The organism is Zymomonas mobilis subsp. pomaceae ATCC 29192 (assembly GCF_000218875.1).
In the GTDB taxonomy this organism is placed as follows: Bacteria; Pseudomonadota; Alphaproteobacteria; order Sphingomonadales; family Sphingomonadaceae; genus Zymomonas; species Zymomonas pomaceae.
This window is the reverse complement of sequence record NC_015709.1, coordinates 1795268-1817940: the sequence shown is the minus strand read 5'-3', so window position 1 is coordinate 1817940 and position 22673 is coordinate 1795268. Positions and strand designations below refer to the sequence as shown.

The window sequence follows — 22673 nt, the reverse complement described above, 5'->3', positions numbered from 1 at the left end:
CAGGCTTTTTCGTTTATATAAAGAAAATACATATTCAATTTTAACTGGAAGTTTTACTTTTACGGTCATCAAAAAGAGCAGCCAGCTGCTCCACAATCGCGCCGCCCAGCTGTTCAGCATCCATCAAAGTAACCGCACGCCGATAATAACGGGTTACATCATGCCCGATCCCGATGGCCAACAATTGCACAGGTGATTTATTTTCAATCCAATTGATAACCTGTCTTAAATGCTTTTCAAGATAACTACTGCTGTTAACAGAAAGCGTGGAATCATCGACAGGGGCACCATCAGAAATAACCATTAATATTCGCCGATCCTCTGGGCGCACCAGTAAACGATTATGCGCCCATATTAAAGCTTCCCCATCAATATTTTCTTTTAAAAGCCCTTCCCGCATCATTAGACCGAGTGAATTTTTGGCGCGACGCCAAGGTTCATCTGCTTCTTTATATATAATATGACGCAGATCATTAAGCCGCCCTGGGGCCGGTGGACGACCGGCATTTAACCAGTCTTCACGACTGCTGCCGCCCTTCCAAGCCCGCGTCGTAAAGCCTAAAATTTCTGTCCGCACTCCGCAACGTTCCAGCGTCCTTGCTAGAATATCAGCTGAAATCGCGGCGATTGAAATCGGCCTTCCCCGCATCGAACCAGAATTATCAATAAGAAGAGTAACAACCGTATCTTTAAAAGAGGCTTCACGCTCGATTTTATAGCTGAGAGGTAACAGAGGATTAGCGATAATACGCGATAATCGCGCAGCATCTAATAAACCTTCATCTTGGTCAAAATCCCAGCTACGATTTTGTTGTGCCTGAAGCCGCCGTTGTAGACGATTGGCCAAACGGGTTACGACCCCATGAAGGTGGCTTAGTTGCTGATCAAGATAGGCTCGTAGCCGCTGTAACTCTTCTTCGTCACAAAGATCATGCGCTGCAACAATTTCATCATGTGCGGTTGTAAAAATTTTATACTGAAAGCTGTCCTCTTCCTGATTTTTACCTGCTGTGGCATTTGGGCTGAGACCTTCGCCTTCTTCATCGCCGCCCTCTGTTGCCAGCTCTTCTTGATCGCTTCCGTCCCGATCCGGGTTATGGGCGCTAGTATCGGACTCATCCCCTTGACCTTGTCCGCGCATTTCCTGTGGTTCACCACCCGATTCTTCTTGCGGACTATCTTGTTCGCTTGATGAACCGGCTTCGCTCTCTTTATCCTCATCACCAGAGGTATCATCAGTAGGACTCGTCTTCGTTTCTGCTTGATCATCCAAAGGGATAATTTGCAGATCCTGTAATAAATGAAGTGCCTTATCGGCAAAAGAACTCTGATTAGCCGCCGATTTAGCTAAATCATCAAGGGTTTTACCCGCCTTTTCCGTGATCCAAGGCCGGAGTAGCTTTAAAGCTTTTTCTGCGGATGCAGGGGGCTGATCACCTGTCATTTTTTCCCGTACTAAAAGCGGTAAAGCGATGTCCAGCGGTACTTCTTCCCGAATTTTAGCCTGAGCCAAATTGGTTTGTGCAATCTGAAAAGCAAGCGCAGCTTTTAAATTTTGGCGGATGCCCTCCATCCCCTGTGCACCGATAGCTTCAACACGGGTTTGTTCAAGGTTATCAAAAAGTTCACTTGCAGTGGGATCTGATGGTTTCAAATGGTGATGCAGCTTTGAATCATGCCATTTGGTTTTTAAAGCATAAGCGTCTGTTACCCCACGAGCCAAAGCGATATTTTCAGGCGACAACGTAATATCAGGCATGGGAACACTGATAACATTTCCCTTTATCGAAGGTGTCTGTGTGGTGAAGCGCACCTGAAGCGAATCTTTATCTGCAATAGCCCGTGCTGCACCGCTTAGATACTGCCGGAATTTATCGATCTGGGTATTTTCAGCCATGGCGCCTATCCTTCATAAAGGCAGAGCTTAATTTAAGATAAGTCTGCACCGAAAACACGCTGATAATACTCGGCGACCAGAGGTCTTTCTGCTTCGTCACAACGATTAAGGAAAGAGACCCTAAAGGCAAAAGCAGGATCTTTGAAAATATGATTATTTTCAGCCCAACTTAAAACTGTACGAGGACTCATAACCGTTGAAATATCACCATTAATAAAGCCCGCTCGACTAAGATCAGCGACCTTGACCATCTTGGCGATCATTGCCTTACCTTCTGGTGAGTCATAATTAGAACATTTTGCAAGAATGATCTTTTCTTCAGTTTCAGAAGCCAGATAATTTAGAGTCGTAACGATATTCCAACGATCCATCTGTCCCTGATTGATTTGCTGTGTACCGTGGTAAAGACCACTGGTATCGCCCAATCCTACAGTATTGGCCGTTGCAAACAAACGAAACCACGGGCTGGGACGGATAACCCGATTTTGATCCAGCAAGGTTAGCTTACCACCGGTTTCCAGCACACGCTGAATAACAAACATAACGTCAGGACGACCGGCATCATATTCATCAAAGACAAGGGCTGTAGGTGTTTGTAAAGCCCAAGGTAAAATACCTTCTTTGAATTCGGTGATCTGCTGACCATCGCGCACGACAATGGCATCCCGACCTATAAGGTCAATTCGACTAATATGCGCATCCAGATTGATTCGCACACAAGGCCATTTTAAACGGGCCGCCACTTGTTCAATGTGAGAAGATTTTCCCGTTCCATGATAGCCTTGTACCATCACGCGGCGATTATAGGCAAAACCAGCTAAAATCGCGAGGGTGGTCTCTTTATCAAAGATATAGGCAGGATCAAGATCAGGCACCCGCTCATCGGCTACCGAAAAGGCAGGCACTTCCATATCGGAATCGATACCAAAGACATCTCTTACTTTTACTTTGATATCTGGTGCATCCAATACCGTACCGCTGTCGCTATCGGACTGAAAGTTTTCCAAGTCAGCCATGATCTCTCCTTGAGAATAATATTATATGTCTATGCAAAAATCGCAGATGATTTCAAATGCGTATAGGCCGCAATAACATCCTGTAACGCCTTCTCATACGTACGATCACCCCCATTACGATCAGGATGATAACGGCGCAATAATTCAGCATACCGTTTTCTAAGCTGTTGACGATCCGTATCAGCATCCAGTCCTAGTGTTTTTAAAGCTTTTTCATCAAAAGAAGAAACCGCTTTACCCTTTTGATGAGAAGTATAGCGCTTATGCGCTGTTCTTTTAAAACGGGCACCGATAGCATCTAAGGGATCTTGAAAATCGGCCCAACGGGGCGGCGGAGAACCATTTGTAGCAAAAGCTCGGCTTTCTCTTTCCCAGCCAGCAAAAGGCCGTTGCGCATTATAAATTTCTTCTTCGCTCATACCGGCAAAGAAATTATAACTGTCATTAAAGGCGCGGACATGTTCGAGACAAAACCAATGCCATCGTTCGTCACCAAGACCGCCAGCAGGCGCCGCATTATCTGATCTATGGTGACGCGGTGCCCGAAATTCACCCGGTAATTCACAGCCCGGATGTTCACATTGTCGTATCTGTCCTTCAACCCGACCATGGAATCGTGCTGAATTGTTTTTTTTGCCTCTATCCGCCAAACTTATCCCCATATTCGGGCTCTTAGGATTCTCGGGAGAACGGAGCCCTCGCCTTTCCTGTTTTTTTTGATGTTATCTTTATATAGGAAGACCTTATGAATATGCACAGCACCCTTGGTAATGATTCTGATAATGGTCAGTCTGGTCCCGTTGCCCGCCTTATCAAAGAAAGAATTGAAGCCGCGCTTTCACCGAAAACGCTTGTCATTCAAGATGATAGTGCAAGCCACGCGGGTCATGCAGGTCATAAGCATGAAGGAGAAAGCCATTTTTCTCTGACTATTATGGCCAAGGCTTTTCAAAATGAAAGCCGAATCAATAGAGAAAAAATGGTTCATAGGGCTTTGGGAGATCTGTTACCTGATCGAATTCATGCCTTAAAACTCACGCTCAGCCCGACAGAGTAAGCATACTTAAAAAAAAATTCTTTTTGCTACGCTTTTCACAGCGCCTTTTCTTGCTGAATAGTGCTGCAAACGTTATGGACGTTCCATCATGACTAAACCGCTTGTCTTTGCTATCCCGAAAGGTCGTATTCTAAAAGAGGCGCTTCCTATGTTGGAAGCGGCTGGTATTATACCAGAGGCTGCCTTTTTGGATAAAGAAAGCCGGTTGCTGCGCTTTACTACCAATCGTCATGATGTCGAAATTATTCGGGTTCGCGCTTTTGACGTGGCAACTTTTGTTGCGCATGGTGCGGCCCAAATGGGTATTGTCGGCTCAGACGTGATAGAAGAATTCAGCTACCCAGAGCTTTATGCCCCCGTTGACCTCAATATTGGTCACTGCCGTCTTTCTATAGCCGAGCCCAAAAGGCTTGCTCAGGGAGATGATCCCCGTGAATGGAGCCATGTTCGTGTGGCTACAAAATATCCGCATTTGACGCATCGACATTTCGAGGCTCGCGGGGTTCAGGCAGAATGCATTAAGCTTAATGGTGCAATGGAAATTGCCCCTGCTTTGGGTCTTGCGGGCCGGATTGTTGATCTCGTCTCGTCAGGGCGCACCTTGGAAGAAAACGGGTTGGTTGAAGTCGAAAAGATTATGCCCATTTCTGCCCGTTTAATTGTCAACCGTGCTGCGTTTAAAATGCGTGCTGGTGATATTGCGCCCTTAGTTGAAAATTTCCGCCGATTGGTAGGAGTGACGGACAATGCCGCATAAATTAGAAAGTAATAAAGCTGATTTTTCAGCCGATTTTGGACGTTTAGTTGACGAACGGCGCGAAAGCGCAAGTGACGTATCGCGGGATGTTGCGGCGATTATTGCCGATGTCAAAAAACGCGGTGACGATGCCGTTTTAGAATTAACCCAAAAATTTGATCATCATGATCTCAATAAAATCGGATGGCAGCTAGAAGCGGATGAGATTAAGACGGCCTGTGAAAATTTGCCTTCTGAATTGATGGATGCGCTTAAATTAGCCGCGACCCGTATTCGTCGCTGCCATGAAGCACAAATGCCAAAAGACAGCGAACAAACCGATGATAGTGGCGTTCGGATGGGTGTTCGCTGGCAAGCTGTGGAAGCCGCCGGTTTATATGTACCGGGGGGACGGGCAGCTTACTGTTCTTCAGTTCTTATGAATGCCATTCCTGCCAAGGTTGCTGGCGTAGAACGTTTGGTTATGGTCACCCCGACCCCGGATGGGATCATCAATCCAGCAGTAATCGCAGCGGCTGTCATCGCGGAAGTGGATGAAATTTGGCGCATCGGCGGCGCGCAGGCTGTTGCCGCTTTGGCTAGTGGAACAAAGCGTATAAAGCCAGTCGATGTTATTGTTGGCCCCGGTAATGCTTGGGTTGCCGAAGCTAAACGTCAGCTTTACGGCGAAGTCGGAATCGACATGGTCGCAGGCCCTTCGGAAATTGTCATTGTTGCCGATAAAGACAATGACCCTGATTGGCTGGCCGCCGATCTCCTCAGTCAGGCAGAGCATGACCCAACGAGTCAATCTATCCTGATTTCGGATTCATCTGATTTAATTGAAAAAACACTCTCCGCTGTTGAAGATCGACTAGGAAAATTAGCTACTGCTAAGGTAGCTAGAGAAAGTTGGGAAACACATGGGGCTACTATCTTAGTAGAATCCTTGGACGAAGCACCTGCTCTGGTTAATCGTTTGGCACCGGAACATTTAGAATTAGCGGTAGCTAAACCCGATCCTTTATTTGCAAAAATCCGTCATGCGGGTTCAGTCTTCTTGGGACGCTATACCCCAGAAGCGATTGGGGATTATGTCGGCGGCCCCAACCATGTATTGCCGACAGGAAGACGCGCGCGCTTTTCTTCTGGTTTATCGGTAATCGATTTTATGAAGCGGACGACTTATCTTAACTGTTCAGAAAAAGCGCTCGGTAAAATTGGTCCTGCAGCGGTTACTTTAGCCCAAGCGGAAGGGCTTCCTGCCCATGCTGAATCTGTATTATCAAGGCTTAAATCATAATGGCGCACGCGAAAAAACGCACCGCGTCCCGTCCGGCAGCCAGACTGGCTGCCGTTCAGGCGCTTTATCAACGCGAGATGGAAAAGACGGCGCTTCCCATTTTATTGGATGAATTTCATCAGTATCGGTTAGGGGCGACTATTGAAGACGCTACCTATATCAAGGCTGAAGTCGCTTTCTTCGATGATATTGTCAAAGGTGTAGGCGAACGCTGTCAGGAAATCGATACCGTTATTGCCAAACATCTTTCTTCAGGTTGGAGTCTTGAACGCCTCGATCGTCCGATGCGTCAGATTCTGCGCGCGGGTTCCTACGAATTGTTAGCCCGACCAGATGTGCCAACCGCTACCATTATCAGCGAATATATTGACGTTGCTGATGCTTTTTATGATCGTCAGGAAAAAAGCTTCGTAAATGGTTTGCTGGATGCGGTTGCGAAAGAACTGCGTCCCGCAAGCGGAAAAGCTTAAAATCTAATAGGAAATAACTATGTCCAGCCGGGAACAGGCTTTTATCATGGCATTACGCCAGATTGCCGGTGACCCGGCTGCACGTAATCTTTCCGATGATGCTGCCATTTTGGCACGCCCGACAGGCGATCTTGTCTTATCACATGATATGATCGTCGAAAATGTGCATTACCTTTCGAACGATCCCCCAGAAACAGTGGCGCAGAAATTGGTGGGGGTTAATCTTTCGGATCTAGCCGCTAAGGGTGCTAAACCGCTGGGCGCCTTAATGGGCTATAGTTTAGGCATAGATTACAAATGGGATCAGGCCTTCGTTAAAGGCTTGGCCTCGGCCTGCCATCAATATAATCTTCCTTTATTAGGGGGCGATACAGTCGCCCTACCCCGTCATACCGCTCACTTCTCGGGAATGACGGTTATAGGTCTAGCGCCTAGCTGCGGGGCACCCGATCGCCGTGGTGCCAAAGCCGAAGATGATCTTTGGGTGACGGGCCCAATCGGAGATGCAGGTTTCGGATTGCGTATTCTCAACCGCCGAAAACCTATTGATAATCCCCTAACAGAAATTTTGATTCAGGCCTATCGCTGTCCGGTTCCTCGTTTAGAAGAAGGGGCATGGCTTGCGCCTTATGTCCATGCCATGGCTGATATTTCCGATGGTCTACTGATTGATGCGAAACGCATAGCCGAAGCGAGTAATCTTGGGGTTAAGGTTAATTTAGATAAAATGCCCCTCTCAAAAGAAGCTATTGCCTATTTTGGAGATAGTCCAACAACAAGATTACAAGCGGCAACGGCGGGTGATGATTATCAATTAATATTATCAGCGCCTTCTTCTTGTCGGCACAAATTACAACATTTAGCAGATGAAAAAAATTTCGGGCTTTTTCGGGTGGGTAAATTTTCTCAAGAAAAAGGTCTGTCTCTTTATAACCAGCATGGCCTCATTACACCTCCCAGCAATTTGGGATATGAACATGGATGCAACTGTTAAAAAGCACCATGTTAGATAATTTTCGTTGGATAACTTTCTAAAATTGATCTCTTAATTTTTGTTTTTTCGCCAATAAAGAAGATTTACTATGGTCGCTGAACCTGCATGGCCGGTTAAAACGCTCCCTCGTCTTTTCATTGAAGAACGCCTTAGCCTAAATTTGATTATTATACCTGAACGAACACAGGCGCATTATCTATTGTCCGTTATGCGCTTTAAAATGGGTAGCCATTTAGTTCTATTTGATAATCAAACCGGCGCTTGGCTGGGTGAAGTGATTGAAGCGGATAGGCGAAAATTACAGATTAAAATCATTCGCTATCTGCATGATAAAGAAAATACTCCCGATTTATGGTTGTTAACAGCGCCTATTAAAAAAGGCCGGATTGACTGGATATATGAAAAAGCTTGTGAATTGGGTGTCGCCCAAATTACACCGGTGATAACACAACGTACTATTGTTGATCGGGTCAATCTGGAACGGTTGAGATCCCATGTAATTGAGGCCGCAGAACAATGTGGGCGCACAGCGCTTTCCGAAGTGACCGAGCCGCTTTCTTTAAAAGATCTACTTCATAACTGGCCGTCAGAACGCCTATTATTTTTTGCCGATGAAGAAGGCGGTCGTCCAATGATAGAGGCCGTTTCTGAGATTGGAAAAGCGCACCCTTCTGCCATTTTAATTGGGCCAGAAGGCGGTTTTACGGATGAAGAACGAAGCCTGATTGGAAATATTAAGCAAGCTTATCCTGTTTCTTTGGGGCCTCGCATCTTACGGGCGGATACAGCCGCTATCGCGGCTATTACTCTATGGATGACCAAAGCGGGCGATTGGGATAGCCAACCACGCGCGATCTATAATGAAACACAAAATTCACCTGTATAAATTCGTCAAAAAACTAAGGTAAAGGAAAGTTATTCTTTAAAAGAACTAAATAATAACTACTGCTCCAAAGTAGTTCCCTGTTTTTTGTGAAAAATTTTGTCAGAGTGGAGCAAAAGTTACGACTAAATAGATTGGCAGCCTTAAAATAGACAGGCTATATCTTGTGGTATGAGTACGCGACAGACCCCAAACAGCCAAGATCGTCCGATTGAGAATCGTGAGGATTTGTTACGAATTTTCAAGGCAGGTGAAAAACCGCAAGAGCTCTGGCGTGTTGGGACAGAACATGAAAAGTTCGTTTACAAAAAAACGGATCATCATGCGCCTTCTTATACAGAAGAAGGCGGCATACAGGCTCTTTTGAAAGGGCTTACACGCTTTGGCTGGAAGCCAGTATGCGAAAACGATACGATTATTGGGTTAAGTGGTGATGACGGTGCCATCAGCTTGGAACCGGCTGGACAATTTGAACTTTCGGGGGCACCGCGTCGCAGTATTCATGAAACCCATGGCGAGATTACACGTCATATCGCGCAGATCAATGAGGTTAGCGAGACGCTCGGCCTTGGATTTATGGGGTTGGGTTTATGGCCAGATAAAAAACGTAGCGACTTATCCCTAATGCCCAAGGGGCGCTACAAAATTATGGCTAATTATATGCCCAAAGTAGGGCATCTTGGGTTAGATATGATGCTTCGGACATGCACTATTCAAACGAATATGGATTATGCTAGCGAAGCAGATATGGTCAAAAAATTCCGTGTTTCTTTGGCCCTTCAACCCCTAGCAACGGCTATTTTTGCGAATTCACCCTTTTTGGAAGGGAAGCCTGATGGTTTTCTTTCCTATCGCAGTCATATCTGGACAGATACTGATCCTAATCGTACGGGTATTTTGCCTTTCGTTTTTGAAGAAGGCTTCGGTTACGATCGCTATGTCGATTATATGCTCTCGGTACCTATGTATTTTGTGTATCGAGATGGCCATTATATTGATGCCGCAGGTCAGGATTTTCGCGCTTTTCTACGGGGTGAATTACCCGCTTTACCAGGTGAAAAACCGTTGGTTTCAGATTGGGTCGATCATCTTTCTACCGCTTTTCCTGAAGTGCGCCTGAAAGGCTATCTGGAAATGCGGGGTGCGGATGGAGGCCCTGCATTGATGTCGCCAGCTTTAGGAGCTTTTTGGGTCGGTATTCTCTATGATGACGCTTTATTGAATACGGCATGGGATATCGTTAAATCTTGGACGCTTAATGATCATCAATCATTACGGAATCATACACCTAAAAAAGGATTACAGGCTGTAACGGGTGATGGCCGTACCTTGTTAGAATTGGGTCGTCAGTTATTACCCTTAATCGAACAAGCTTTGATAAAACGAAACTATTTAAATGAAAAAGGACAAGATGAATCGCTTTATTTGAAACCGATTAAACGTATCTTGGAAAGCGGACAAAGTGCTGCTGAATATTTATTGGAAATGCAGCAAAAAAATAAATTCCAAGATCTGAATTTTCTTTACCAACAATGTGATTGGTCTCATCCTTTAGCTTGGTAATTAAGGAAGGGTGCTCTGTTAAGCATCCTTCTATAATAAAATGATAACATAATGATTGCTATAATTGAGTAATAGCCTATTTTTATGAATAAAATAAAAAACAATTTATAAAACAAAGAATATTTACCAAAATAAATATCAGACAATATAATTATGGCATTATTTTAACCAATAAAAAATTATTAATTCGTTTTTATATAAAAATATATCCTAATTTTTCTTGATAGAAAAATTAATTATTAAAATATAAATATTAAAAAATTTCAACTTGAAATTTTTATTTTTAAAAATGATTTTTAATAAGAAAAATTGCTCCATCCAAAATGTAAAGAAGAAACGCGACAAATCCTACAAAAAAGTGTATTATATCCAAACCTGATAATTTCAGCCGGATCGAAATATGTCGCCTAGCTTTTCGAGCGAACTCTTTTCCGACTCTATCAATGCCTCGACTACAGAAACATCTCATTCTCAAGACGGGTTATCAGACGATAATCTGCATGAAGAATGTGGCGTTTTTGGAATCTGGGGTGCTGATACAGCGTCTGCCGTCGTAGCTCTTGGACTACATGCTTTACAGCATCGGGGACAGGAAGCCGCCGGTATTACTAGTTGGGATGGGAAAAATTTTCACTCCCGTCGCGCTGTTGGCCATGTTGCTGGCAATTTTGACCGGGACGATGCTATCCGCAGCTTGCCCGGCCCTTGTGCTATTGGCCATGTGCGCTATGCAACCACAGGTGAAAGCACCTTATGTAATGTTCAGCCGCTTTATGCTGAATTGGCCTCTGGTGGTTTTGCCATTGCGCATAATGGTAACATTTCCAATGCTGTGACCCTACGTCATCAGCTGGTTCGGCATGGTTCTATTTTTCAGTCCACGTCCGATACGGAAACCATTATTCATTTGGTCGCAACGTCTAGCTATCGCAGCTTGCTGGACCGTTTCATTGATGCCCTAAAGCAAATTGAAGGCGCTTATTCCTTAGTTTGCCTTACACCAGAAGGCATGATTGCCTGTCGTGATCCTTTGGGCATCCGACCCTTGGTGTTAGGGCGTGTCGGGGATGCCTTTGTCTGCGCGTCAGAAACCGTTGCACTTGATATTATCGGTGGAACCTACATTCGTCAGGTCGAACCGGGAGAGATGATTATCATCTCGGAAAAAGGGTTGCAGTCTATTCATCCTTTCAAAAAACAGCGGCCACGGCCTTGTATTTTTGAACATGTTTATTTCTCCCGCCCAGATTCTTTGATTGATGGCACCTCGGTTTATTCTGTCCGTAAATCAATTGGTATAGAATTAGCCCGCGAAAATCCTGTAGATGCGGATATGGTTATCCCTGTGCCGGATTCTGGGACACCAGCGGCTATCGGCTATGCACAGCAATCTGAATTACCCTTTGAACTAGGGATTATCCGCTCTCACTATGTGGGCAGAACCTTTATTCAACCGGGGGATCAGGTACGCCATTTAGGTGTTAAGCTGAAACACAATGCTAACCGCGCTTTGATTGAAGGCAAAAAGTTGGTTTTAATCGACGATTCTATCGTCAGAGGTACAACCAGCATCAAAATCCTGCGCATGCTCAAAGATGCAGGTGCCAAGGAAATTCATCTACGGATTGCTAGCCCCCCCACCCGTCATAGCTGCTTTTATGGCGTTGACACTCCAGAACGGGCAAAATTGCTGGCAGCGCAAATGACGGTAGCACAAATGGCCGAATATATCGGTGCCGACAGTCTGGCTTTCATTTCGATGGATGGTCTTTATCGTGCGGTCGGAGAGGCCGGACGTAACAATGAACATCCTCAATATTGTGATGCTTGCTTTACGGGTGCTTATCCAACCCCGCTTACCGATCAGGGCGAATTAAGTTCATCGGAACAGCTGATTCAACTTTCAGAACAAGTGGCTATCGCCTAAAGGGCTGTCACCGTTAAAAATACAGTTGAATAAGGGGGTAACTTTTAAGAGTTAGCCCCTTTCTTTTTGCCCTATAGGCTGACAGTAAAAGTTTCTGTTCATCGAATGAAAACAATCTCCTTAGCATATGACTAAGCATGACTAAGCTTCCTTTTACACACCCTATTGCCCTGGTAACCGGGGCAGGTCGAGGGATTGGAGCCGCCACTGCAGAAGCCTTAGCGGAAGCAGGTGCCCATGTTATTTTAGTTGCTCGTACAGCGGGTGATTTAGAAAATGTGGAAGAACGTATTTACCAAAAAGGGGGATCGGCGACTATAGCGCCGATGGATATTACCAATCTTGGCAGTTGTCGCCATCTTGCTGCTTCTGTTGCAGGACGCTGGCCAGCGCTTGATATTATGGTTTTAGCCGCTGCACGCTTTGATCCACCTACCTCTGTTACAGATCTATCGTCCTCTTCTCTTACACAAATGCTTTCGGTTAATGCTGTAGCGCAACAAAATTTATTAAGTTCTTTTCATTCTTTACTACAAAAAAGTGCTTCGGCTCGTGTCATTGGATTAACGATTCCCGAAGATTCTTCCATAAACGCTTATGGCGGGGGCTATAGGGCTTCTAAACGCGCCATGGAGAGCCTGCTTTTATGTTACAGTGCTGAGAATGAGGCATTAAACACTATCAAACTCGCCTTAGCTGAATTAAAGCCTGTGGCGACTGATACGCGGAAGCGCATTTTTCCGGATGAAGATCAAAATTTATTACGTTCACCGAAAGACGCGGCTGAGCATATTATAAAACTGATAAAGCAAGATTATAAGAATGGATGGCAGGGTATCATTTAATTTCTGTTAGTAAATACAGGCTTTCTTTCTTGTTATTTTAGCCTCATTCTTATAGCATAAAGGGGATTTTACTATGGATAAACTTGAATATCGTTCCGGTACTGGCATTATGTTATTGAACAAGGATAACCTTGTTTTTGTAGCAGCACGGAATGACATGAAAGAGGATGCATGGCAAATGCCACAAGGCGGATTGGAAGCCAATGAATCCCCTGAAGTCGGTGTCTTACGTGAATTAGAAGAAGAAACCCATATTCCAGCACGTATGGTGGCCATCATCAGCCGTTCCAAAGAATGGCTGAGTTATGATTTTCCCAAAGATATGCAGGCAGGTTTTTTTAAAAGCAAATATGTTGGGCAACGTCAAATATGGTTCTTGGCACGTTATTTAGGCAGGGATGAAGATATTAATATCAACACGGAAAAACCTGAATTTCGAGCATGGAAATGGATTGAGCCGAAACAATTACCCGATGTCATTGTTGATTTTAAGAAACCTCTTTACGAAAAATTACTTTCAGAATTTTCAACAAAAATCCAATGAATACACAATCTTGGGAGGGAAAATTTGCATTCCAGGCTAACTTCGCCTTGGCTACTTTTCGGAATTTCTCCGGGTATCTTTATTCTATCTTCAGCCATAACCACCGAGGCTTTGGCTGAAGAGCCTCCTAAACTTATTCAGCAAATGATTTCACGTGCGCTCGATTTGGACGATCCCAAAACAGTGAAGGCGATTGTCCTCATTGCAAAAAAAACGGTGCCGGATAGTGCTGGCGAAATTGATGCTATGGTGGCCGATTATAAAACGAAAGTGGCTGCCCGCGATGCTGAAAAAAAACGGCAGCAACTTCGCCAAGTCGCCGACTCTAATATGTTTCAATATTGGAAAGGCAGTGTTGAGTTAGGGGGAGCAAAGATGACGGGTAATACCCGTCAATCAGCTATTTATGGAGCTGTTTCCTTAGATCGGAATGGTATCAACTGGAGCCACAGTATTAAAACGCGTGCCGATTTTCAAAGTACTTATGGGATTACCTCGACAGAACGTTTCACAGCCTCTTACCAACCCCATTATAAATTCGATGAACGCTTATATGTCTACGGACTTGCTTTGTTCGAGCGTGATATGTTTTTGGGTTATCGTACCCGTATTACAGGGGGTTCTGGTGTTGGTTATAAGGTGTTCGATCAACCGAATCTAGCCCTGGCAGTTGAAGGCGGCCCAGCTTTCCGGCATACTGTTTTTATTGATGATAATGAAGCTTCGGGACATCGCATTAAAGATACCGCCGCCATGCGCGGTTCCTTTACGACAAAATGGAAACTATCCCCTCTTGTAACGCTTTCTGAAGATTCCTCTATCTTTTTTGAAAGCAGCGATATTACCGCTAGTTCGACGACAGCCCTTGAGACTAAACTGATTGGCAATCTTTCAACGAAGATTTCCTTTAGCGTCTATTATGAAAAAGACGTCTCCTCAGGTACCAAGCCTATGGATACCACAAGTCGTATTACCTTTGCTTATTCTTTAGGAAAGAAAAAATAGAAAGCGGTAGTGTGCCGTTTTTTAGAGAAAGAAAGCGGCTACAGCTGTTTTAAAGTTACTTTTTTGAAAAAATGATTTGCAAAGCTGCTTTTTTTTGTTAATAGCGCGGGCACAGACTAACCGCTTAGTCTGGAAATAGTGGACGCATAGCTCAGTTGGTAGAGCAGCTGACTCTTAATCAGCGGGCCCTTGGTTCGAGCCCAAGTGCGTCCACCAATTTTTCCTTACAAAACTCATCCAATTTTATTTGGCAAGGCTTCATATCAAGACTTTTGAGCTTGAAGCCGTTCGACAGATTGCCATTCTTTAAGTCCGATAAAGGCGACTATAATAAAAATTATATAAAGACCTGCGGTTAAAAAAAGCCTGCGATAGAAAAATAAAGCGGTATAAAAAACATCGACAGCAATCCATAAATACCAATTGGCTTTATAAAGTTTGGCCGCCCAAAGCTGGGCGACAACACTGTAACAGCTTAAAATAGCATCCAACCATGGCAGGGCATCGTCAGTATAACGGTTCATATAATAACCGAACAGAGATGCCGCTAAACCACCTAATACAATATCTTTTAGTAAATTCTGATGAGAAACAGGCTGAATCGATATAGCCGCTATCGAATCTTGCACTTTTCGCCAGCTATACCAACCATAGAGACTGGAAAGACTGAAGATAATTTGCAGAATAAAATCAGCATATAACTTTATGGAGAAAAATATTTTGCCATAGAGCAGCGAAGATACCAGATAAAAAATCCAGCATATTCTATGTTGTTTAGCCGAAAAACCTATCCCGCAGAGGCTGGTAATAACCGCCAGCAATTCTAAAATGGACAAGATCGGCCTCTTTTATAAAAGCTGCATCCATGGCCTGTTTTTTAAAGGTGGGCTATTAAATTATAGTCTTCATAGGTAAAAATTATTTTTATCCACAATCTGATAAAAAATTAGGGCTTCTGCCTTTGAAATTTCAAATTTTAAAAAGCGGCTATCCATTGTAGCAAAGCCTGCCCTTCTTTCTCTGAAAACCAACGCGCATGGCCTAATAAATATTGGTAATAGGCAATATCAGCTGAGGCATAATCTTTTAATAACGCCCCAAAATAAACGACTTCAGATAAGGCAAATTCAACATGTACCAAAGGTAAGAAGGCTGCCAAAATTTGCTTATCTGTGCGTGTAAGTGGTCTTATTGACTTATATCCCGAAAGAAAGGCCTCCAATTGGTCGTAAACGACAATATTTTTTTGCGTATCGAGCAATAGCCATTGCAGAACATTCCGCTCTAGTGCGGTCGCCAAATCGAAAAGAGCGGAAGTGTAATCCGCCATACCGAGATCCAACACCATAGCGACTTTGGCTGTTTTTCCCTTTCCTGTCCATGTCATATTGGAACTATGCCAATCCCCATGTCCCCACAAAGGTTTGATCAAGGGAAGAAAGGGTTTTAATTGTTGATGAAAAGGCAAAATGACCGCTTCAATATCCTTCTGCCAAGATTTTTCCTTAAGCTGATTTTCTAAGGCTTTTTGGGTTGCTGTCCTATTGACTAAGGCTGACATAAAATCAGGCTGCATAAGACTATGATCGCTGGCAATCAGTAATTGATCACAGCGGGAAGACGCTTTAAAACCTTGGGCAGCATTATGAAATTTTGCGAGCATTTCCCCCGCAGCATAGGCATGATCTATAGAGAAGAAGGGTTCCCATGACATCACGTCGCGGTAAATATCTTCCCCTATAGCGGGTTCATGAATCTCATAACACCATTCACCTTGAGATATAACACTCTCGCCGGAAGCGGTGACCATAACCTGACTAATACTTAAGCCTTTTTGCGAGAGGTGACGGGCGAAAGCATGTTCCTTTTCTAAAGAAGATTTATTTCTCAGGTGATAATGGTGACGCTTTATAAAAAATTTCTGGTTGCGATCCGTTATAATAAGGGCCGCTGCAGAATAAGGCCGCCGACTATGCCATAAGATTTCTTTAAGACAGCCTATGGCGTTATAAGAAGAAACTATGGCAGCGATTTCTGCAAAGCTCAGATAAGGCCAATCCCTTTCAGATTGGACACCCGAAACCCCAAACTGACCGACTTTATGCCCGTCCTTCTCCTCGATCATAATGGCGGATGGCTCTCTTTCCGAATGATAATAATTTTATGGCGTTAAAATGCGCTACTCACGGAAAAAAGCACAGCAAAACCCCCACCGATATAATATTGGGGAGCACTTCCAGAGATAACCGTGCCATTTTTACCGATACTGTCTTGTGCATTGGCGGTAGGTGTCGCAACACCGGATAAATAGTGATTATTACCAATATTAATAAAATTAAGTCGCAATTCTGGATGTTTAAGGAAGGCTTCTTGTGTGAAGCGGTACCCTATAGCCAAATTGCCTGTCACATAAGCCGGAATACGCTCGTCATTTAAAAAACTGCTGTATTGAGAGCCCGTATATTTCATACTCGCCATGCCGAAAAAATGATGATCGTCGTAGGTAATACCTATCGAACCTTGGAAATTAGGGCTGCGGATAGCCTTTTTGCCTTTTGTTAATAAAAAGTCATCACCGACTGCTAAATTATCCGTCTGATGGGCAGAAAGATATTCTCCTGAAAGATAAGGGCTAAGATGATGCCAAGGGGAAAGCCCAATTTCGACATCAATACCGCGGGAAACCTGATTACCCGCATTGATCGTTGACTGAATATGAGAACCATTTTGAACAATAACCGTCTGAATCTGACGATTAGAAAAATTATAATTAAACAGCGTAAGGCTGCCGATTATCCTATTACTCGTATAACGATACCCTAACTCTTCTGAGATTGAATATTCATTTTTCAGGTTTTTATTACCTGTAACCAGTAAATCTCCACTTGTAGGATCATAACTATTATAAAGTGCGGTCTCGTCAGCCGTACGAAAATTAGTAGAAGCACTGAAAAAAACCTGATTTTCAGGGTTTATCTGATAACGAATACCTAGCCGAGGCAAAGGTTCAGAGGTTGTGAAATTCGCTTTATGCTGTGGGCCGGGAAGATAATTATAACCGTGCCGTGTCATAATGACTTCTTTGAAACCAATATCAAGGGTCAGTTTCTTATGAAGAAGCGTTATATGGTCGCCCGCATATAATGCGTTGACATAGGTATGGGTGCGATTATCAGCCCCTAATAAAGGGGAACCCTCAGGAAGATTGATAATAGTCTGACGATGATCGGCCCATATATTAGGGGCGTAACCTGTTTCCGAAACGGGCGTAAAAGTATTTTGTTCTTTATCGGAAGAATAATCATACCAATAGCCAAAGGTAAAATCATGGTTTTTGATTTTCCATTCTATACTGGCATTGATACCTGCGCGTGAGGATTTTTGCGTATAATTAGAGCGGACAGTAGCATTTCCCTCTTGGGCATTGGGTAAAGTAATACTGCCAGTAACAGGATCAGTCCCATTCCAAAGACCTGTTTCACTAAGTGTTGATCCAGCGGGGACATTGCCGCGATCCCATTGCACATAAGGCGTAATATTGAGTTTCACTTTGTTCGAAAGTGAAATTTTAGTGGGTGCTGCCAGATAAAATATTTCTTCGGGAGCGCGATAAAGACGCCAGTAATCCGCTCCAGCAGCATCGTTATTGAGATTGAAACGACCGTTCAGATTATTAGACCCCGAAATACCATAAGCCTGCCAGCTTTGTTTATCGACTTGGGGGTAATAACTGGTAATGCCCTTGTTCCATGTACCTAATAAGGAAACGTGATTATCGTTATCCCATTCTTTTAATAGCTTGAAATCGACATGCTGTTTTTCATCATATCCCGGCCCACGCCAATTATCGGTACGGGCATGGGAATAAGAAACAAAACCCATGACACCGCTGTGGCCTATTTCTCCTGTATCCAAACGGACAAATTGCCGATTGGTATTGTATGAACCATAAGAAAAATCGGCATAGTCGCCCATTTTAGCCGCCGGTTTTCTGAAGGTAAGATTCATCACCCCTCCCGCGGCATTTAAAACCGGACTGTTAAGATCAGCAGAGCCTTGGGCAAGTGAAATCTGTTGGTAATTCTCACTATCCGCAAATTGCGTAGGATAGCCCGTATAATAGGCGACATCATTTAACGGCATACCTTCCAGCACATAGCCGATAGCATCCCCGCTAAGCCCCCGTACCGTGATATTCGTTTGGGTAGAAAAACCTAAAGGATCAGAAGCTGTAACATTCGCACCAGGCAATAAAGCTACTAAATCAAAAGCATTAGCCGAAGGTGCCTGTTTTTGGATAAAATCGGTAGAGACATGGCTAACCGATTTGGGTGCTGTTTCTTTTTGAATAAGACCACCCCCAATCTCGACCCCCGAAACACCATTAGCGGTTTGGAAGCCCGAACGACTGGTGACAATAATATCTCCGTCATTTTTTTCTATATTGGTGGCCGTCGTTTTTGAATCCGTCATTTTCGGTAACTGGGCAACGGCTGCCTGACCGTAAGCCGTCGTGGTAATGCCTACAACAAAAGAGGTCGCTGACGAAATCAACCTCCGCCAACGACGAAATAACAATTCTGACCCATTATCATAATGATAGGTCACCCCATCCCCTTAGCGGTCACATGTTACAGTTACGTTAGGCTAAAAAAATGAAATATCAGCTTTCAAAAATGCTTGAAAAAATTTTATCTCATAAAACTTAGGGGAGAATGATAAGGTTTAATTATAAAAAACGCATCAAGAAACTTGCGAATAATTTTCAACAAAATAGAAAATCAGGATAATTTTAAACCATTATCCTGAAATATCTGCCTAACCTTGGCAAGCTGTGCCTCAGAGGGTGGTTGGGTTTTTTCTAACTGATAAGATAGTCCCAAAGACTTCCATTTATATTCACCCATTTTATGGAAAGGTAAAACGTCCACTCTTTCGACATTACCCAAGGTTGCGGCAAAATCAGCTAAATTGGCGATTTCATTATAATTATCTGTCAATCCGGGAACGAGTACATAGCGCAGCCATATGGGCTTTTTAATAGCCGCTAAACGGCGTGCAAAAGACAGCGTAGGCTGAAGATTAACCCCTGTTATCTCTTTATAACGTTTTTCGCTAAAAGCCTTGATGTCCAATAAGACAAGATCGGTATCCGCTAATAAATCATCATCGGCCTGAGCGCCCAGAAAACCGGACGTGTCAATCGCAGTATGTAACCCGAGGGCTTTTGCCGCTTTTAAAATAGTCTTTGTAAATTCAGGTTGAACTAAGGGCTCTCCTCCGCTCAACGTTAAACCGCCCCCTGCCCGTTTCAGGAAATGGGCATAAGAAGCGATTTCATCCTTTATTTGGGATGCAGTGGTCAGACGGCCATTTTTCAAAGACCAGCTATCAGGGTTATGACAATATTGGCAGCGCAACGCACAACCCGCCAAAAATAAGACAAAGCGCACGCCGGGCCCGTCAACCGCTCCACCGATTTCAGTAGAGTGGATGCGCCCTTCTATATCCTTGGGACAACCAGCCCCCTTTTCAGAGAGGCTGGCTGCTGATGGTCTTTTAATTATCAAGGCCATGGAAAGTCCGGTTAATCACATCCAATTGTTGTTCGCGGGTCAATTTGACAAAATTGACAGCATATCCAGAAACACGAATAGTAAGTTGCGGATATTTTTCAGGATGATCGACCGCATCTAATAACGTATTGCGATCAAAGACATTGACATTGATATGATGACCGCCTGAACCGAAATAGCCGGACAAAAGACCCGTCAAATTTTCAATGCGTTCGTCTTTATTCATGCCCAACGCATTCGGCACAATGGTGAAGGTATTGGAAATACCATCTTGTGCATGGGCATAAGGCAATTTTGCAACAGAGGCCATCGAGGCCACAGGCCCTTTCAAATCACGACCATGCATAGGATTGGCACCTGGTGCAAAAGGCTCACCCGCTTTTCGGCCATCGGGTGTATTGCCTGTCTTTTTGCCATAAACGACATTAGACGTAATCGTTAATACAGATTGGGTCGGCACAGAATTGCGGTAAGTCGTTTGCTTTCGCAGCATGTTCATAAAGCTTTCGACCAACCAAATGGCAATCTCATCGGCCCGATCATCATTATTGCCATAAGCGGGATAGTTGCCTTCGATTTCGAAGTCAGTGGCTAGCCCACGCTCATCACGAATAATTTTTACTTTGGCATGTTTAATAGCAGAAAGACTGTCGGCGGCGACCGAAAGGCCCGCAATACCACAAGCCATCGTGCGCAGGATGTCACGATCATGAAGTGCCATTTCAATCCGTTCATACATGTATTTATCATGCATGAAATGGATGGCATTCAAGGCATTAATATAAACGCTGGCAAGCCATTCCATCATCTGTAACAGACGGGGTTTGACATCTTCATAGTCTAAGACATCCCCTGTAACCGGCGCAAAAGCAGGTGCAACCTGAACCCCGCTTTTTTCGTCACGACCCCCATTAATAGCATAAAGCAAAGCTTTAGCGAGATTCGCTCGTGCCCCGAAAAACTGCATCTGCTTTCCGATGCGCATAGCGGAAACACAGCAGGCAATACCGTAATCATCCCCCCAATAAGAGCGCATCAAATCATCATTTTCATACTGGATTGAGGAAGTCTCAATCGAGATTTTAGCGCAATAATCTTTAAAACCTTTGGGAAGGTTTTCTGACCATAAAACGGTCAGATTTGGTTCTGGCGCTGGTCCCAAATTTTCCAAGGTATGCAGAAAACGGAAACTGGATTTTGTTACCAATGGTCGACCATCAATCGCCATACCGCCCAAAGATTCAGTCACCCAAGTTGGATCACCAGAAAATAACTGATCATATTCAGGAGTACGAAGGAAGCGGACAATCCGCAGCTTCATAACGAATTGATCAATCAATTCTTGCGCTTCCGCTTCAGTGATACGGCCTTCTTGAAGATCACGCTCGATATAAATGTCAAGGAAGGTCGAAACACGACCCAAGGACATAGCCGCACCATTTGCTTCTTTAACAGCCGCAAGATAAGCGAAATAAGTCCATTGTACCGCTTGTTGTGCGGTCACGGCTGGCTGGGTAATATCAAAGCCATAAGCCTTAGCCATAGCGGCCAGCTCATGAAGCGCTTTTATCTGTTCTGCGACTTCCTCGCGCAACCGCAGCGTTTCCTCATTAAAAGGATTACGCTCCAGATTTTTGGCCTGATCTTTCTTTTCTGCAATCAGACAATCAATCCCATAAAGGGCAACGCGTCGATAATCGCCAATAATGCGCCCCCGACCATAGGCATCGGGCAAGCCTGTAATGATACCGGAACGGCGGCATGCCATGATTTCAGGGGTATAAACATCAAAAACGCCATCATTATGCGTCTTACGAAGCGTCGGAAAAATAGCAGATAAATTTTTATCTTCTTCAAAGCCGTAGGCTTCAAGACCTTTTTTAACCATACGATAGCCGCCAAAAGGCATGATAGCCCGCTTCAATGGGGCATCCGTCTGTAAGCCGACAATAACTTCTAAATCGCGTTCAATAAATCCGGGGGCATGGGCTGTGATGGTCGCCACAGTAGAGGTATCAACAGCAAGGACTCCGCCTTGTGTCTGGCGTTCAGCCTCTAAAAAGACCTTCAGCTTTTCCCATAATTTTGCAGTACGCGGCGTAATATCAGCCAGAAAATCACTATTACCTTCATAGCTTGTCACATTGGCAAGAATGAAGTCCCGCACATCAATTTCTCGTTGCCACTTCCGCCCTTCAAATCCTCTCCATGGATCAAGGCCACTTTCCATCAGAGGATTTTCAGCCTTTGATCTATTACGGGCGGTAATATCAGGCTTTTCAAGGGTAGAAATGGTCATGTCGCTTCAACCTTTGACTCTATAATCGACAGTGTATAAATTGCAGTTTAGCAAAATCTTGTATAGCTGACAGCTATTATTAAAATAAATGACAAAATATAAGTCTTTTCTTTATCGAGGCTTCATGAAAGAAAAGGATAGATTTGAAATAAAAAAATCTTATCCTGTAAAAAAATTTTAAACCTTACAGGTAAATCATGACTTTTAAATCACATACCCTAGAAAAACGTAAAATATAAAAATACAAAAATGTAATTTTTATCGTTGAGGAAATAATCCGATTTCAAAAATCGTTATTTTCAATATCTTGTAAAAGTAACTTCTTATTTCAATTTGCCTCGTTTTATCCTTAAAAATGTCATTATATCGTCTTTTTTTACAAAAGATTTCAAGTAAACGTACGATAATTACCGTGAAAAAATATCTTTAAAAAAGGTTATATATTTATAAACACAATAATTTTTATAATAAAAATAAAATATAAATCTTTATCATTATATCAATAAATAAAATATTTTATATAAATTAAATATATTTAAATTTAATTAATCTAAAAAA

The 22673-nt window shown here is 43.6% G+C and carries 19 protein-coding genes and 1 tRNA gene; 12 read left to right on the top strand and 8 right to left on the bottom strand.

Features of this window, described 5'->3' with window-relative positions; translation table 11 throughout:
• Nucleotides 1-40 precede the first annotated feature (40 nt).
• From cobT to ZYMOP_RS08105, 3 genes are read right to left on the bottom strand one after another with little or no spacing between them, the layout of a single operon-like run.
• Nucleotides 41-1897, bottom strand: a complete 1857-nt coding sequence (gene cobT / locus ZYMOP_RS08115) for a cobaltochelatase subunit CobT (protein WP_013934839.1) — start codon at nt 1895-1897, stop codon at nt 41-43.
• A gap of 32 nt (nt 1898-1929) precedes the next feature.
• The gene (gene cobS, locus ZYMOP_RS08110) at nt 1930-2913 is read right to left on the bottom strand and encodes a cobaltochelatase subunit CobS (protein WP_013934838.1); all 984 of its coding nucleotides are present in this window, start codon (nt 2911-2913) and stop codon (nt 1930-1932) included.
• A gap of 29 nt (nt 2914-2942) precedes the next feature.
• The gene (locus ZYMOP_RS08105) at nt 2943-3575 is read right to left on the bottom strand and encodes a J domain-containing protein (protein WP_013934837.1); all 633 of its coding nucleotides are present in this window, start codon (nt 3573-3575) and stop codon (nt 2943-2945) included.
• An 83-nt stretch (nt 3576-3658) separates the two neighbouring features.
• Between ZYMOP_RS08105 and ZYMOP_RS08100 the strand changes: the two genes are divergently transcribed.
• The 12 genes from ZYMOP_RS08100 (at nt 3659) to ZYMOP_RS08045 (ending at nt 14456) form a co-directional block, all read left to right on the top strand.
• On the top strand, nt 3659-3970 hold the full coding sequence (locus ZYMOP_RS08100; protein ID WP_013934836.1) for a BolA family protein: 312 nt from the start codon (nt 3659-3661) through the stop codon (nt 3968-3970).
• Between the two features lie 88 nt (nt 3971-4058).
• A complete protein-coding gene (gene hisG, locus ZYMOP_RS08095; protein ID WP_013934835.1) occupies nt 4059-4727 on the top strand; it encodes an ATP phosphoribosyltransferase in 669 nt (222 codons plus the stop codon).
• Complete coding sequence (gene hisD / locus ZYMOP_RS08090) at nt 4717-6009, top strand: histidinol dehydrogenase (RefSeq protein WP_013934834.1); 1293 nt, start codon at nt 4717-4719, stop codon at nt 6007-6009. Before hisG ends, hisD begins: the two co-directional genes overlap by 11 nt.
• Nucleotides 6009-6479 (top strand): transcription antitermination factor NusB, encoded by a 471-nt coding sequence (gene nusB, locus ZYMOP_RS08085; RefSeq protein WP_013934833.1) that lies wholly within the window; start codon nt 6009-6011, stop codon nt 6477-6479. The genes hisD and nusB overlap by 1 nt, the downstream gene beginning before the upstream one ends.
• A 19-nt stretch (nt 6480-6498) precedes the next feature.
• On the top strand, nt 6499-7473 hold the full coding sequence (gene thiL / locus ZYMOP_RS08080) for a thiamine-phosphate kinase (RefSeq protein ID WP_013934832.1): 975 nt from the start codon (nt 6499-6501) through the stop codon (nt 7471-7473).
• An 88-nt stretch (nt 7474-7561) separates the two neighbouring features.
• Nucleotides 7562-8359, top strand: a complete 798-nt coding sequence (locus ZYMOP_RS08075) for a 16S rRNA (uracil(1498)-N(3))-methyltransferase (RefSeq protein WP_013934831.1) — start codon at nt 7562-7564, stop codon at nt 8357-8359.
• Between the two features lie 168 nt (nt 8360-8527).
• Nucleotides 8528-9919: a glutamate--cysteine ligase gene (locus ZYMOP_RS08070; protein ID WP_013934830.1), complete on the top strand. Its 1392-nt coding sequence runs from the start codon at nt 8528-8530 to the stop codon at nt 9917-9919.
• 400 nt (nt 9920-10319) lie between these two features.
• The gene (gene purF / locus ZYMOP_RS08065) at nt 10320-11846 is read left to right on the top strand and encodes an amidophosphoribosyltransferase (protein WP_013934829.1); all 1527 of its coding nucleotides are present in this window, start codon (nt 10320-10322) and stop codon (nt 11844-11846) included.
• A 137-nt stretch (nt 11847-11983) separates the two neighbouring features.
• A complete protein-coding gene (locus ZYMOP_RS08060; protein ID WP_013934828.1) occupies nt 11984-12691 on the top strand; it encodes an SDR family NAD(P)-dependent oxidoreductase in 708 nt (235 codons plus the stop codon).
• A 73-nt stretch (nt 12692-12764) separates the two neighbouring features.
• A complete protein-coding gene (locus tag ZYMOP_RS08055; RefSeq protein ID WP_013934827.1) occupies nt 12765-13235 on the top strand; it encodes an RNA pyrophosphohydrolase in 471 nt (156 codons plus the stop codon).
• A 24-nt stretch (nt 13236-13259) separates the two neighbouring features.
• Nucleotides 13260-14240 (top strand): DUF481 domain-containing protein, encoded by a 981-nt coding sequence (locus ZYMOP_RS08050; protein WP_013934826.1) that lies wholly within the window; start codon nt 13260-13262, stop codon nt 14238-14240.
• 140 nt (nt 14241-14380) lie between these two features.
• A tRNA-Lys gene (locus tag ZYMOP_RS08045) sits at nt 14381-14456 on the top strand.
• A 47-nt stretch (nt 14457-14503) separates the two neighbouring features.
• Here ZYMOP_RS08045 and pnuC read toward each other — a convergent pair.
• The 5 genes from pnuC to pflB all read right to left on the bottom strand — a co-directional run bounded on the left by pnuC (nt 14504) and on the right by pflB (nt 22115).
• Complete coding sequence (gene pnuC / locus ZYMOP_RS08040; RefSeq protein ID WP_013934825.1) at nt 14504-15076, bottom strand: nicotinamide riboside transporter PnuC; 573 nt, start codon at nt 15074-15076, stop codon at nt 14504-14506.
• Nucleotides 15077-15216: 140 nt separating this feature from the next.
• Nucleotides 15217-16365: a phosphotransferase enzyme family protein gene (locus ZYMOP_RS08035; protein WP_013934824.1), complete on the bottom strand. Its 1149-nt coding sequence runs from the start codon at nt 16363-16365 to the stop codon at nt 15217-15219.
• Nucleotides 16366-16409: 44 nt separating this feature from the next.
• Nucleotides 16410-18848: a TonB-dependent receptor gene (locus tag ZYMOP_RS08030; RefSeq protein ID WP_013934823.1), complete on the bottom strand. Its 2439-nt coding sequence runs from the start codon at nt 18846-18848 to the stop codon at nt 16410-16412.
• Between the two features lie 173 nt (nt 18849-19021).
• Entirely contained in the window at nt 19022-19816 is a 795-nt protein-coding gene (pflA, locus tag ZYMOP_RS08025; protein WP_013934822.1) for a pyruvate formate-lyase-activating protein, read from the bottom strand.
• On the bottom strand, nt 19800-22115 hold the full coding sequence (gene pflB, locus ZYMOP_RS08020) for a formate C-acetyltransferase (protein WP_013934821.1): 2316 nt from the start codon (nt 22113-22115) through the stop codon (nt 19800-19802). The genes pflA and pflB overlap by 17 nt, the downstream gene beginning before the upstream one ends.
• Between the last annotated feature and the right edge of the window lie 558 nt (nt 22116-22673).

Bases quoted from the DNA above. Each gene is read 5' to 3' on its own strand.
- cobT (WP_013934839.1), bottom strand. From the start codon at position 1,897: ATGGCTGAAAATACCCAGATCGATAAATTCCGGCAGTATCTAAGCGGT.
- cobS (WP_013934838.1), bottom strand. From the start codon at position 2,913: ATGGCTGACTTGGAAAACTTTCAGTCCGATAGCGACAGCGGTACGGTA.
- ZYMOP_RS08105 (WP_013934837.1), bottom strand. From the start codon at position 3,575: ATGGGGATAAGTTTGGCGGATAGAGGCAAAAAAAACAATTCAGCACGA.
- ZYMOP_RS08100 (WP_013934836.1), top strand. From the start codon at position 3,659: ATGAATATGCACAGCACCCTTGGTAATGATTCTGATAATGGTCAGTCT.
- hisG (WP_013934835.1), top strand. From the start codon at position 4,059: ATGACTAAACCGCTTGTCTTTGCTATCCCGAAAGGTCGTATTCTAAAA.
- hisD (WP_013934834.1), top strand. From the start codon at position 4,717: ATGCCGCATAAATTAGAAAGTAATAAAGCTGATTTTTCAGCCGATTTT.
- nusB (WP_013934833.1), top strand. From the start codon at position 6,009: ATGGCGCACGCGAAAAAACGCACCGCGTCCCGTCCGGCAGCCAGACTG.
- thiL (WP_013934832.1), top strand. From the start codon at position 6,499: ATGTCCAGCCGGGAACAGGCTTTTATCATGGCATTACGCCAGATTGCC.
- ZYMOP_RS08075 (WP_013934831.1), top strand. From the start codon at position 7,562: ATGGTCGCTGAACCTGCATGGCCGGTTAAAACGCTCCCTCGTCTTTTC.
- ZYMOP_RS08070 (WP_013934830.1), top strand. From the start codon at position 8,528: ATGAGTACGCGACAGACCCCAAACAGCCAAGATCGTCCGATTGAGAAT.
- purF (WP_013934829.1), top strand. From the start codon at position 10,320: ATGTCGCCTAGCTTTTCGAGCGAACTCTTTTCCGACTCTATCAATGCC.
- ZYMOP_RS08060 (WP_013934828.1), top strand. From the start codon at position 11,984: ATGACTAAGCTTCCTTTTACACACCCTATTGCCCTGGTAACCGGGGCA.
- ZYMOP_RS08055 (WP_013934827.1), top strand. From the start codon at position 12,765: ATGGATAAACTTGAATATCGTTCCGGTACTGGCATTATGTTATTGAAC.
- ZYMOP_RS08035 (WP_013934824.1), bottom strand. From the start codon at position 16,365: ATGATCGAGGAGAAGGACGGGCATAAAGTCGGTCAGTTTGGGGTTTCG.
- pflA (WP_013934822.1), bottom strand. From the start codon at position 19,816: ATGGCCTTGATAATTAAAAGACCATCAGCAGCCAGCCTCTCTGAAAAG.
- pflB (WP_013934821.1), bottom strand. From the start codon at position 22,115: ATGACCATTTCTACCCTTGAAAAGCCTGATATTACCGCCCGTAATAGA.